Raw genomic sequence first — 12243 nt, forward strand, 5'->3', positions numbered from 1 at the left:
TTAATGCCGTTGTCCAACATCCACATCATCCACGAGGACGCTGGCGTTCTTGTGGTCAACAAACCGACGTTGCTGCTGTCCGTGCCCGGCCGCGCAGAAGACAACAAGGATTGCCTGATTACCCGCCTGCAAGAAAACGGCTACCCCGAAGCGCGGATCGTACACCGCCTTGATTGGGAAACGTCCGGGATCATTTTGCTGGCGCGGGATGCTGACACCCACCGCGAACTGTCTCGCCAGTTTCATGACCGTGAAACCGAAAAAGCCTACACCGCACTGGCGTGGGGCCAACCGGCGCTCGACAGCGGCACCATTGATCTGCCGCTGCGCTACGACCCGCCGACCAAACCCCGGCACGTGGTGGATCACGAGTTTGGCAAAAATGCCCTGACGTTCTGGAAAGTCCTGGAGCGCTGTGGAGATTACTGCCGCGTGGAACTGACGCCGATCACCGGCCGCTCGCATCAACTGCGGGTACACATGCTGTCCATCGGCCACCCGCTGCTGGGCGACGGCCTGTACGCCCATGAACAGGCGCTGGCGGCATACCCACGCCTGTGCCTGCACGCCAGCATGCTGAGCTTCACTCACCCGCAAACCGGTGAGCGCTTGCGCTTCGAGTGCCCGGCACCGTTCTGACTCCCGCCCCTGCGTGGTCGCTGCCAGGCAACACAGGCGGCGGCTGCGGGATTGAGGTTCAATCGGGGTCAATTTTTGTGACCAATGCGCTAAACTCGCGGCCTTGCTGTCTGGAGTAACTTATGCGCGAAGAGTTGAACCAAGGCCTGATCGACTTTCTCAAGGCCTCCCCTACCCCCTTTCATGCCACCGCCAGCCTGGTGCAGCGTCTGGAGGCCGCCGGTTATCAGCGCCTCGATGAGCGCGAGACCTGGTTCACCGAAACCAACGGTCGCTATTACGTCACTCGCAACGACTCCTCCATTGTCGCGTTCAAGCTGGGCCGTCACTCGCCCTTGCACGGCGGCATTCGCATGGTCGGCGCGCACACAGACAGCCCCTGCCTGCGGGTCAAGCCTCAACCCGAACTGCAACGCCAGGGTTTTTGGCAACTGGGCGTCGAAGTCTACGGCGGCGCCTTGCTGGCCCCCTGGTTTGACCGCGACCTGTCACTGGCCGGGCGCGTGACCTTCCGCCGCGACGGTAAAGTCGAAAGCCAGCTGATCGATTTCAGGGCGCCCATTGCGACCATTCCGAACCTGGCGATCCACCTCAACCGCACCGCCAACGAAGGCTGGGCGATTAACCCGCAAACCGAGTTGCCGCCGATTCTGGCCCAGGTCGCGGGCGATGAACGTGTGGACTTCCGCGCCTTGCTGACCGACCAACTGGCCCGCGAACACGGCCTGAACGCTGACGTGGTGCTCGATTACGAGTTGAGCTTCTACGACACCCAGAGCGCTGCGGTGATTGGTCTCAATGGTGACTTTATCGCCGGCGCCCGTCTCGACAACTTGCTGTCGTGCTACGCCGGCCTGCAAGCGTTGCTCAATACCGAGACCGACGAAACCTGCCTGTTAGTGGCCAATGACCATGAAGAAGTCGGCTCCTGCTCGGCCTGCGGCGCCGATGGCCCGATGCTGGAGCAAATCCTGCAACGCCTGCTGCCTGAAGGGGATGAGTTCGTACGCACTATCCAGAAATCCCTGCTGGTGTCGGCTGACAACGCCCATGGCGTTCACCCCAACTACGCCGACAAACACGACGCCAACCACGGCCCCAAACTCAACGCCGGGCCGGTGATCAAGGTCAACAGCAATCAGCGTTACGCCACCAACAGCGAAACGGCCGGTTTCTTCCGCCACCTGTGCATGGCCGAAGAAGTGCCGGTGCAAAGTTTTGTGGTACGCAGTGACATGGGCTGCGGCTCTACCATCGGCCCGATCACCGCCAGCCTCTTAGGGGTGCGCACGGTGGACATCGGCCTGCCAACGTTTGCCATGCACTCCATTCGCGAATTGGCCGGCAGCCATGACCTGGCGCATCTGGTCAAAGTGCTGAGCGCGTTCTACGCCAGCCAGCAACTCCCGTGAAGGGCCTCGGAGCGGGCCTGCCCCGCTCCAAACCCTGCAAGGTGCAGGCCTGGCGCTCAATTTTGATACACGTCACCGCACACTTTCACAATCGGGCCTAGACTGGAGCCCATTCATTCCTTCAGGTCCATAACAATGATCGAGATGTCTGCGTTCCACTCCATGATGATTCCCATTGTGTGCGGCATGTTGCTGCTGACTATCGGTTTCACCCTTCGCGAGCGAACCAGCGGCATCGGCGTCCTGATGATCTGGTGCGGCATGCTGCTGATATTCGGCACGATCGTGTTCAAGATTCTGGCCAAGCTGAATGCTTGAACACCTGCGTTTTTTCGCAAAATCCAGCGCTGATTGATTTCATGTGTGACAAGAAGCGAATCAGCGCTGCCCCAGAGTCTGTTCCCGTTTCATAGCAGCCGCGACGAACACCAACGGGTCGCGGGTTGCATTAAGTCAGGCTGCATTGCAGCGCTTGAGAAGGGAACAACCATTGCCTTCGCTCTGCGCCTTGCCTGGCTAAATGTGACCCCGCGACGCGGTTTGCAGTGAAACGGGAACAGACCCTAGCGTACACTCGGTCGACCTGCCCCCTTGAGGTTGACCGCCCAGTGCTTGTTCGTTTGTTCGCCCTGCCGTATTTAGTGCTCGTTTGCATGCTGACGCTGCTCCCCATCACGTCTGCGCACGCTGTCGGCCTGCCCGGCCTGCTCAGCCCGGATAAAACCCAGGCCCAACCCACCGAGCCGTTGGGTCAGTCGCTGGACGAAGTGATCAAAAACCTGGAGAACGACCAGCAACGCAGCAAGCTGCTGGCCGACTTGAAGAAGCTGCGCGACGCCACCAAAAAGGCGCAACCCGAAGCCGAGATCGGCGTGCTCGGGCTGATCGGCAGCACCCTCACCGACCTCGAAAAACAGTTTTTGGGCAATGACAGCCCGACCTCGCGCTGGGCACGGGAGATTGATCAGGCACAGGACGAACTCAAGGCGCTGATGCTGCCGGCCAGTCAATGGCTGCCGATCATTTTTGCCTTTGCGCTGATCATCATGGTCTGGAGCTTGCTGGCCGCGCTGCTGATTTGGGTCAGCCACCGGGTGCGCCTGCGCTTTGGCCTGAGCGAAGAGTTGCCGCAACACCCCAAGGCGGTGGACATGCTGCGGTTTGCCTTGCGCAAGCTGGGGCCGTGGCTGGTGGCGTTGGTGATGACCGTGTACATGAGCTATTCGTTGCCGTCGTCGCTGGGCAAGGACTTGGCGATGGTGCTGGCGTATGCGCTGGTCATCGGCACCTGTTTCTCGGCCATTTGCGTGATTGCTTTTTCCCTGCTCGACGGCCCGCACCGCCACCGCGCCCTGCACATCCTGCGGCATCAAGCCTTTCGTCCGCTGTGGTGGATCGGCAGTTTTGCCGCCTTCGGCGAGGCCTTGAGCGACCCGCGACTGGTCGCCACCCTGGGCGTTCACCTGGCCCACACGGCCGCCACGTTTGCCAATGTCATGGCGGCGCTGTCCACCGGTTTGTTCATCATTCGCTTCCGCCGCCCGATTGCTCACCTGATTCGTAACCAGCCCTTGTCGCGGCGCCTGACCCGTCGTGCCTTGAGCGACACCATTGAATTGCTCGGCACGTACTGGTGGATTGCGGCGCTGATTCTGGTGGCCATCTCACTGGCCGCGACGTTTATTTCGGCCGGCGACACCAGCACCGCGTTGCGTCAGTCACTGATCTGCACCGTGCTGGTGGTGCTGTGCATGGTGATTAACGGGCTGGTGCGCCGCCACGCGCAAAAACCACAACGCGGGCTCAAACGTCACGCCTTGTATTCAGAACGCCTTAAAGGCTTTGTCTACACCCTTGCGCACCTGGTGGTGTGGCTGGTGTTCATAGAATTGGGGCTGCGAGTGTGGGGGCTGTCGCTGATTCGCATCACCGAGGGCGACGGCCACGAGATTACCGTCAAGCTGTTCGGGCTGGGCGGTACGCTGCTGTTTGCCTGGCTGATCTGGATTCTGGCCGACACCGCCATTCACCACGCCCTGACCCGCTCGCGCAAAGGGCTGGCCAACGCCCGCGCGCAAACCATGATGCCGCTGATCCGCAACGTGCTGTTCGCGGCCATTTTCATCATTGCGCTGATCGTTGCCCTCGCCAACATGGGCATGAACGTGACGCCGCTGCTGGCCGGTGCCGGTGTCATCGGTCTGGCCATCGGTTTCGGTGCGCAGTCGCTGGTCGCGGACTTGATTACCGGCCTGTTCATCATCATTGAAGATTCACTGGCCATCGATGATTACGTGGATGTTGGTGGCCACCTGGGCACGGTCGAAGGGTTGACCATTCGCACCGTGCGCTTGCGCGACATCGACGGCATCGTGCACACCATTCCGTTCAGCGAAATCAAAAGCATCAAGAACTACTCCCGCGAATTCGGCTACGCGATCTTTCGCGTGGCCATTCCCTACAACATGGAAATCGACGACGCGATCAAGCTGATGCGCGAAGTGGGGCAAAAGATGCGCTCCGACCCGCTTCAGCGCCGCAACATCTGGTCACCGCTGGAAATTCAGGGGGTTGAAAGTTTTGAATCGGGCAGCGCCATTTTGCGTGCGCGCTTCAAGACCGCGCCGATCAAGCAATGGGAAGTATCACGTGCGTTCAACCTGTCGCTCAAACGCCACCTGGACGAAGCCGGGCTTGATCTGGCCACGCCGCGCCTGAGCGTACAAGTCGTCACGGCGAGCAGCGGGATCTTGCAGAAGGATTAACCCTGCGCCGGCACCTCCACGCCGACATGAATCGCGTCATGGCGCCAGTACTCCAGGTCACAATCGATCAGCCGCCCGTGCTGATCGTAGTTGACCCGCGCAATGCACAACCCCGGGCTGCCCGTTGAGACTTTCAACGTGGCGGCGGCTTGTGTGGGTAACGCAGTCGGCACAATTTCGAATTGCACCCGACCGTAATGCAGGTCGAAGTGCCGGGCATACAGCTCGGTGATGGATTGCGTCAGATCAAACTCTAAAATTCGCGGGAAATACTGCGGGTTCAAGTAGTGCTCGACATACAGCACCCGTCGTCCGTCGATACGCCGCCCCCGGCAAATCTGAATCACGCTGGACAGTGCCGGCAACTTCAAACGCTCGCACACCGCTGCCGACGCGGGCTGTAGCCGCGCCGATATCACATCTGTGGTGGGCACTCGCCCCTGGGCGCTGACCATGGCGTGAAAATGGCTGCGCTGCATCAAGTTGTAGGCCAGTCGCGGTGGCGAGATAAACCAGCCACGCCGTTCTTCGCGGTACACCACCCCTTGGGCTTCGAGTTGCAACAGGGCTTCGCGCACTGTCACCCGCGTGGTATCGAACAACTCACTGAGCTTGCGCTCGGCAGGCAACTGGCTGCCGCACGCCAGCAAACCGTGCCCGATTTGCTCCTGCAACGCACGGCTGATGGCTGTCACCGCTTTGGGGGCCTCTTCACGCATCAACGTTACCTATCTGGACTAGTCCAGCACCAAATATGGGCAAAGGCGGGGTCATCCACCCCGCGTTCCTGAGGGGCCAAGCCTAGGCAGCTCACATGACTGTTCGATGACAGCCCAGGCCCTCTGTGCCCTCAACGCCCCGAAAAACGGGGGCAAAGGCATGGTCTACGCTTACTCGCAATGAGCGCATCGGGCTCGATCAGCCCTTGCACGGTTGATGCCGACATCAAAGTGTCATACGCCCGTCCTAAATTGGCTCGGGTATTGCTGACCTAGACCAACACCTGCAAAAGACCCATAACAATCAGCGTGAAAACGCCCAAGGAGCTACGGATGAAACAGTTTTTTCTGGCATCACTGTTAGGTTCAAGCATCGCTCTGTGCAGCACGGCCATGGCCGCCGACGTCGATTTGCAAAGCCTGGAAGCCGCCGCGCGCGCCGAAGGTGCAGTCAACAGCGTGGGCATGCCCGATGAGTGGGCCAACTGGAAAGGCACTTGGGCCGATTTGAACCGGCTCTACGGCCTCAAACACATCGACACCGACATGAGTTCGGCGCAGGAAGTGGCCAAGTTTGCAGCTGAAAAAGACAACGCCAGCGCCGACATCGGTGATGTAGGCGCGTCGTTCGGCCCGATTGCCGTGGCCCAAGGCGTCACCCAGCCCTATAAGCCGACCACTTGGGAGCAAATCCCCGACTGGGCCAAGGACAAAGACGGCAACTGGGCGCTGGCTTACACCGGCACCATTGCGTTTATCGTCAATAAAAAACTGTTGCACGGCTCCGACGTCCCCACCCGATGGGCGGACCTGAAAAATGGAAAATACAAAGTATCTATCGGGGATGTCAGCACAGCGGCCCAAGCCGCCAATGGGGTACTGGCCGCCGCACTTGCCAATGGCGGAGACGAAAAGAACATTCAACCGGCGTTGCTGATGTTTGCTGACATCGCCAAACAAGGGCGCCTGTCGCTGGCCAACCCGACCATCGCCACCCTGGAAAAAGGTGAAGTCGAAGTGGGCGTGGTCTGGGACTTCAACGGCCTGAGCTATAAAGCCAAGATGGCCAACCCGGATGACTACGTGGTGCTGATCCCGTCAGATGGCTCGGTCATCTCCGGTTACACCACCATCATCAACAAATACGCCAAGCACCCCAACGCGGCCAAATTGACCCGTGAATTCATCTTCAGCGATGCAGGGCAGACCAACTTGGCACGCGGCAACGCACGGCCGATTCGGGCTGAACACCTGAAACTGCCTGAAGACGTGCAAAAGCAGTTGCTGCCCAATGAACAGTACAAAGATGTAACGCCTATCAAGGATGCCGCAGCCTGGGAGAACACCTCCAAGGCACTGCCGCAGATGTGGCAGGAAGAAGTCATCATCAATATGCAGTAACGCCCTTAACCCTGGAGCGGCTGCCGCAGAGTCGGCAGCCGCAATTGGAAGGCATGCTCTTTCCCTGGTGGAGTCGTACATGAAACACAAGGTCATTCTGGTGGTGCTCGACGGGCTCAACGATGGCGTTGCCCGCCATGCCATGGGGCACTTGCAAGCGTATGCCGCCGCCGGGCGCGCGGCCCTGTACACGCTAACGTGCGAATTGCCCGCCCTGTCACGCCCGCTGTACGAGTGCATCCTGACCGGCGTGGCGCCCATTGACAGCGGCATCGTGCACAACAATGTGTCGCGCCTGTCCCACCAGCGCAGCGTGTTCCACTACGCACGTGAAGCGGGCCTGAGCACGGCCGCGGCGGCCTATCACTGGGTCAGCGAACTGTATAACCGCTCGCCGTTTGTCATCTCCCGCGACCGTCACACCGAAGCACCGGACTTCCCGATCCAGTACGGGCATTTTTACTGGAACGATCATTACCCCGACTCGCACCTGTTCGCTGACGCGGAGCATTTGCGCGTAAAGCATTCGCCTGACTTTCTGTTGGTTCACCCCATGAACATTGATGATGCCGGGCATAAGCATGGCCTGGACTCGGCGCAGTACCGCAACAGTGCGCGCTCGGCCGACATCCTTCTGGCCGACTACCTGCAAGGCTGGCTGGACGCGGGTTATCAGGTGCTGGTCACGGCCGACCACGGCATGAACAACGACCGCTCGCACAACGGTTTGCTGGAGGAGGAACGTCAGGTGCCGCTGTTTGTGCTGGGCGATGCGTTCAGCTTCAACCCCGACGTCGAACCCCGGCAAACCGAGCTGTGCGGCACGGTCTGCGCGTTGCTGGGCGTGGCCCATGACAAGCCGGTGTGCCGCGACCTGCTGAGGCCCGCCGTATGAGTCGAAGCAAAGGGCTGGCGCTGTTGTGTCTGTTGCCGTTCGCGGTGTTTTTTATCGTGTTTCAAATTGCGCCGCTGGTGTGGGTGCTGATCCACAGCGTGCAGTCGCAAGACAGTGGCTGGGGCCTGGCCAACTTCAGCAAGATTTTCAGTTCCAAGTTTTACCGACAGGCCATTGAGCACAGCCTGCAGATCAGTTTCTGGTCGAGTGTGTTTGGCATTGTGATCGCGGTGCTCGGCAGTTATTCGCTGCGCAAGGTGGATTCGCGGCTGCGCAATTTCGTCAACGCCTTCGCCAACATGACCAGTAATTTCTCGGGCGTGCCGCTGGCCTTTGCTTTCATCATTTTGCTGGGGTTCAACGGCAGCATCACGATCATGCTCAAACAGGCGGGGATCATCGAAGATTTCAACCTGTACTCCAAAACCGGGTTGATCATTCTGTACACCTATTTCCAGATCCCTCTGGGGGTATTGCTGCTGTACCCCGCCTTCGACGCGCTGCGTGAAGACTGGCGCGAATCGGCCTCGCTGCTGGGCGCCAGCAGTTGGCAATTCTGGCGTTTTATCGGCTTGCCGGTGCTTACCCCCGCCCTGCTCGGCACCTTCGTGATTTTGCTGGCCAACGCCCTGGGCGCATACGCCACGGTGTACGCCCTGACCACCGGCAACTTCAACGTATTGCCGATCCGGATTGCTGCGCTGGTGTCCGGTGATATCAGCCTCGACCCGAACATGGCCAGTGCGCTGGCGGTGATTTTGGTGGGTTTGATGACCCTGGTAACGCTGGTGCATCAGTGGCTGTTGAAGAGGACTTACCATGTCGCGCGCTGAATCCACCTCCGCCAGCCTCTACCACCGCAGCGTGGTCTGGCTGCTGTTCCTGATCCTGCTGCTGCCGCTACTGGGCACGCTGATTTACTCCATCGCCAGCAGTTGGTCGGCCACCGTTATGCCCAGCGGGTTTACGTTCAAGTGGTATGTGCAGTTGTGGGGCGATCCACGATTCCTTGCAGCGTTCGGGCAGTCGCTGTTGGTCTGCGTGGCGGCACTGGCGCTATCAGTGGTGCTGATTTTGCCGTTGCTGTTTGTGGTGCATTACCACTTTCCCAAGCTCGACGCGCTGATGAACATTCTGATCCTGTTGCCCTTTGCCGTGCCGCCCGTGGTGTCGTCGGTGGGCCTGCTGCAACTGTATGGCTCCGGCCCCCTGCAAATGGTCGGAACCCCGTGGATTCTGATCGGCTGCTATTTCACCGTGGCCCTGCCGTTCATGTACCGCGCCATCACCAACAACCTGCAGGCGATCAACCTGCGCGACCTGATGGACGCCGCGCAATTGCTGGGCGCCAACACCTGGCAAGCGGCGTTTCTGGTGGTGTTGCCCAACCTGCGCAAAGGCTTGTTGGTGGCACTGCTGCTGTCGTTCTCGTTCCTGTTCGGTGAGTTCGTGTTTGCCAACATTCTGGTGGGCACCCGCTACGAAACCCTGCAAGTGTTCCTCAACAACATGCGCAACAGCAGCGGCCATTTCACCAGCGCACTGGTGATCTCGTATTTCCTCTTTGTATTGGTGCTGACCTGGGTTGCCACCTTATTGAACAAGGACAAAAGCCAATGAGCTTCGTCAGCGTCGAACATCTGCAAAAAAGCTATTCCGGCACGCCCGTGTTCAGCGACATCAATTGCAGCATCGCCCAGGGAGAGTTCGTCACCCTGCTCGGCCCGTCGGGTTGCGGCAAGTCCACCCTGCTGCGCTGCATCGCCGGGCTCACCCCCGTGGATGACGGCAAGATCCTGCTCGACGGTCAGGACATCGTCCCGCTGAGCCCGCAAAAGCGGGGCATTGGCATGGTGTTTCAAAGTTATGCGCTGTTCCCCAACATGACGGTCGAGCAAAACGTGGCCTTTGGCCTGCGTATGCAAAAGGTCAACGCCAATGACAGCCAAAAGCGCACGACAGAGGCGCTGCAACTGGTGGAGCTCAATGACTACGCCAAACGTTACCCGCATCAGTTGTCAGGCGGGCAATGCCAGCGCGTGGCACTGGCGCGCTCGCTGGTCACCCGCCCACGCCTGTTGCTGCTGGACGAGCCGCTGTCTGCCCTGGATGCGCGCATTCGCAAACACTTGCGCGAGCAGATCCGGCAGATCCAGCGCGAACTGAACCTGACGACCATTTTCGTGACCCACGATCAGGAAGAAGCGCTGACGATGAGTGATCGCATCTTCCTGATGAATCAGGGCCGCATCGTCCAGAGCGGTAATGCTCAAACCCTGTACGCGGCCCCGGTGGACGCCTTCGCGGCCGGTTTTATTGGCAACTACAACCTGCTTGAACCCGAGGCCGCCACGTGCCTGTTGCAACGCCCGGTCACCAGCCGCATTGCAATCCGTCCCGAAACGCTCGCTTTAAGCCTGCACGGTGAGCCGGACGCGGTGATCCGCGGCCACAGCCTGTTGGGCAATGTGATTCGCTATCGGGTTGAGGTGCGCGGCGTGGAGTTGATCGTTGACGTGCTCAATCGCTCATCCGCGGATTTGCTTGCAGATGGCCAACGGGTTGCCCTGACCATCGATCCGGGCACCCTGTGTGAGGTAGCCTGATGCGCTTCAATTCATTGCAAAGAGAGTGGCGCTGATGGCTTTGGCAATTTTTGATCTGGACGAAACCCTCATTCACGGCGACTGCGCCACCTTGTGGAGCGAACAGATGGGCCGTCTGGGCTGGGTCGACCCCATTTCGTTCATGCAGCGCAACAACGAACTCATGGACGCCTACAGCCGGGGCGAACTGGCTATGGAGACGTACATGGCCTTCAGCCTGGAGCCGATGATCGGTCGCACACCTGAAGAGGTTGCCCACCTGGTGGGCCCTTGGGTCGAGGAGCATATCGAGCCCATCATTTTCAGTGATGCCACCCGCACGATCGCTGCCCATCGCCAGGCCGGGGATCGGATTCTGGTGATCTCCGCGTCGGGCACCCATTTGGTCAAGCCGATTGCCGAACGACTGGGCATCGACGAAGTGCTGGGCATTGAGCTGGAGGTCCAACACGGGCTCTACACGGGCAACACCGTCGGCACGTTGACGTACCGGGAAGGCAAAATCACGCGCTTGCTGGAGTGGCTGGACGCCGAAGAAGAAAATCTGGAAGGGGCGAGTTTTTATTCCGACTCACGCAACGATTTGCCGTTGCTGTTGAAAGTGGATCACCCACACGTGGTCAATCCTGACCCGGTGTTGCGTGAACACGCTGAAAAAGCCGGGTGGCCAATCCACCACTGGAAGTAAGCGAACAAGCCCCTGACCACAAGGGACAGGGGCATTGCCGCCGTTTTAGAGCAGGTCCGGGTCGATCACCAGCACCAGCTTGCCGGACACTTGATTGCCGGCCAGCTCATCAAACGCTGCTTGTGCCTGCTCGATCGGGAAGGTCTTGGCCAGTTGTGGGCTCAAGCGCTTCTCAGTGAACAACGGCCACACTTGCTGACCCAAATCGCTGAGCAAATCCGCCTTGAACTGGTCATCGCGGCTGCGCAAGGTCGAGCCCAACAGCTGGATGCGCTTGCCCAGTACGAGGGCCAGATCCAGCTCAGCCTTGCGCCCGCCCATCAGACCGATCAGCACCCAGCGACCGTCCTGGGCCAGCAATTGGAGGTTGGACTCCACGTAATTGGCGCCCACCGGGTCCAGCACCACATCGAACGGCCCCAGCGCCTTGAGGCTGTCGAGCCCGTCATTGCGCAAAACGCCACCTTGGGCACCGAGAGACTGGCAGTACGCCAGACGCTCTGCAGACCCCACGCTGACCCAGCACGGGCTGCCAAAGGCTTTACACAATTGAATGGCCGCTGAACCGACGCCACTGGCTCCGGCGTGCAACAGCACTTTTTCACCGGGTTTCAGACCGGCCAGTTGGAACAGGTTCAGCCAGGCGGTGCTGTACACCTCGGGCAAGGCCGCGGCTTCGACCAGCGACAGACCTTCGGGCACCGGTAAAGCGTGGCGCGCATCCACCACAACCTCTTCAGCCATGCCGCCGCCGGCCAGCAGCGCGCACACACGGTCACCCACTTGCCACGACGATCCAGGGCCGACTTCACTGATCACGCCCGAGCATTCCAGGCCCAACACCTGGCTGGCGCCGGGCGGTGGTGGATAGAGCCCCGCACGCTGTAAAAGATCGGCGCGGTTCAGCCCCGCTGCCGCCACACGAATCCGAATTTGCCCTGCATCGCAGGTGGGACTTGGCTCTTCAACCCACTTCACATGACCTTCAACGCCTTGCAATGCTTTCACAGTGCCTCCATAGTGAGTCCGGACTGAGCCCGGCGCTGAAGCACCGGGCTTTTTGCATTATGCGACCGGTCCTTGATGGAACCGGCGACTTCAAAGACGGCCTAATATGC

General features: G+C 59.9%; 12 protein-coding genes. 10 read left to right on the plus strand and 2 right to left on the minus strand.

Annotated elements, in window-relative coordinates; genetic code table 11:
* Window positions 1-3 precede the first annotated feature (3 nt).
* From BKD70_RS16020 to BKD70_RS16035, 4 genes are all read left to right on the plus strand, one after another.
* Window positions 4-639: an RluA family pseudouridine synthase gene (locus BKD70_RS16020; RefSeq protein WP_047274219.1), complete on the plus strand. Its 636-nt coding sequence runs from the start codon at window positions 4-6 to the stop codon at window positions 637-639.
* 122 nt (window positions 640-761) lie between these two features.
* A complete protein-coding gene (locus tag BKD70_RS16025; protein ID WP_047274218.1) occupies window positions 762-2051 on the plus strand; it encodes a M18 family aminopeptidase in 1290 nt (429 codons plus the stop codon).
* A 135-nt stretch (window positions 2052-2186) separates the two neighbouring features.
* Complete coding sequence (locus BKD70_RS16030; protein ID WP_047274215.1) at window positions 2187-2369, plus strand: hypothetical protein; 183 nt, start codon at window positions 2187-2189, stop codon at window positions 2367-2369.
* A gap of 290 nt (window positions 2370-2659) precedes the next feature.
* Window positions 2660-4816: a mechanosensitive ion channel family protein gene (locus BKD70_RS16035; protein ID WP_047274213.1), complete on the plus strand. Its 2157-nt coding sequence runs from the start codon at window positions 2660-2662 to the stop codon at window positions 4814-4816.
* Here the strand turns inward: BKD70_RS16035 and BKD70_RS16040 are convergent.
* On the minus strand, window positions 4813-5535 hold the full coding sequence (locus BKD70_RS16040; RefSeq protein ID WP_047274211.1) for a UTRA domain-containing protein: 723 nt from the start codon (window positions 5533-5535) through the stop codon (window positions 4813-4815). The two genes, BKD70_RS16035 and BKD70_RS16040, sit on opposite strands and share 4 nt — an antisense overlap.
* Before the next feature lie 333 nt (window positions 5536-5868).
* On the opposite strand from BKD70_RS16040, the gene BKD70_RS16045 reads away from it, so the two are divergent.
* The 6 genes from BKD70_RS16045 (at window position 5869) to BKD70_RS16070 (ending at window position 11125) form a co-directional block, all read left to right on the plus strand.
* The gene (locus BKD70_RS16045; RefSeq protein ID WP_047274209.1) at window positions 5869-6936 is read left to right on the plus strand and encodes an ABC transporter substrate-binding protein; all 1068 of its coding nucleotides are present in this window, start codon (window positions 5869-5871) and stop codon (window positions 6934-6936) included.
* Window positions 6937-7015: 79 nt separating this feature from the next.
* Window positions 7016-7831: an alkaline phosphatase family protein gene (locus BKD70_RS16050; RefSeq protein WP_047274207.1), complete on the plus strand. Its 816-nt coding sequence runs from the start codon at window positions 7016-7018 to the stop codon at window positions 7829-7831.
* A complete protein-coding gene (locus BKD70_RS16055; RefSeq protein WP_047274205.1) occupies window positions 7828-8664 on the plus strand; it encodes an ABC transporter permease subunit in 837 nt (278 codons plus the stop codon). Before BKD70_RS16050 ends, BKD70_RS16055 begins: the two co-directional genes overlap by 4 nt.
* Entirely contained in the window at window positions 8651-9451 is an 801-nt protein-coding gene (locus BKD70_RS16060; protein WP_047274203.1) for an ABC transporter permease, read from the plus strand. Before BKD70_RS16055 ends, BKD70_RS16060 begins: the two co-directional genes overlap by 14 nt.
* Entirely contained in the window at window positions 9448-10437 is a 990-nt protein-coding gene (locus tag BKD70_RS16065; protein ID WP_047274201.1) for an ABC transporter ATP-binding protein, read from the plus strand. Before BKD70_RS16060 ends, BKD70_RS16065 begins: the two co-directional genes overlap by 4 nt.
* Window positions 10438-10471: 34 nt before the next feature.
* The gene (locus BKD70_RS16070; RefSeq protein WP_047274199.1) at window positions 10472-11125 is read left to right on the plus strand and encodes an HAD family phosphatase; all 654 of its coding nucleotides are present in this window, start codon (window positions 10472-10474) and stop codon (window positions 11123-11125) included.
* A 45-nt stretch (window positions 11126-11170) separates the two neighbouring features.
* On the opposite strand, the gene BKD70_RS16075 is transcribed toward BKD70_RS16070, so the two are convergent.
* Complete coding sequence (locus BKD70_RS16075) at window positions 11171-12133, minus strand: zinc-binding dehydrogenase (RefSeq protein ID WP_047274197.1); 963 nt, start codon at window positions 12131-12133, stop codon at window positions 11171-11173.
* Window positions 12134-12243: the final 110 nt, after the last annotated feature.

The organism is Pseudomonas sp. BS-2016 (assembly GCF_001806145.1).
GTDB classification, from domain to species: domain Bacteria; phylum Pseudomonadota; class Gammaproteobacteria; order Pseudomonadales; family Pseudomonadaceae; genus Aquipseudomonas; species Aquipseudomonas lundensis.